The organism is Halorubrum sp. Atlit-26R, assembly GCF_003666015.1.
In the GTDB taxonomy this organism is placed as follows: domain Archaea; phylum Halobacteriota; class Halobacteria; order Halobacteriales; family Haloferacaceae; genus Halorubrum.
This window is the reverse complement of sequence record NZ_QPLT01000244.1, coordinates 1-679: the sequence shown is the minus strand read 5'-3', so window position 1 is coordinate 679 and position 679 is coordinate 1. Positions and strand designations below refer to the sequence as shown.

1 pseudogene is annotated in these 679 nt (G+C 52.7%); it reads right to left on the bottom strand.

Going from position 1 to position 679, the window contains the following annotated elements:
* Positions 1-330 precede the first annotated feature (330 nt).
* A pseudogene (locus DVK07_RS23945) lies at positions 331-679 on the bottom strand (hypothetical protein); the annotation flags it as partial.

Here is a 679-nt window from a genome sequence, read left to right as displayed (position 1 = left end):
CTGGAAGGTTCCGTCAGGAACACCCTCGACGAACGGTCGTGAGCGCCCTACTCGGTTCCGTTTTCCTATTCATCCTCTTTAACGTTGTCGCAGTTGCGGTATAATCACACCTACTGAGCGGCTGTTTCAGTCCAACTCAGCTGTGGAGAACCCGCCTCGATGTGGGGAGTGCCTTTGGTAAGTACTGGGGTGTAGTGTGCAGTAGATTCACGCGAATAAACCTCTAAAGAAGAGGGTTTTAATAGAATCTGATATTTGACTACTCGGCCCAATAGCACCTACGTATCAGGATTTGCTTCGAGGTATGCCATTCCAGCCGCTAGCACTTTCTCAACCAAATTCGAAGATGCCAGAATTCGATGTGGTGACGGTCTCCCCAAACGTCCCCGATTCGGATGCCCGAACCGAGAACGAACACTGTAACTTCGACGGGAGGGCTTGTGCATCCCGAATGACGAAGGGGAATTCAATCGTCCCATCGATGCCGATCTCACCCGCCTCCGTCACGAACTGGCGGTGTGTCGTTCCACTCTGGCTACGCTGATAGTAAGTGTTGAACCTGTCACTCTGCGTTGGTGGACTGACCAAGTAGGTGAGTTGGCCGTATTGGTCGAAGTAAGAGCCCAGGGTAGCGAACGTCGCCGTGAACTTGTCCAGCTCGTAGGACGATGACGGGTCA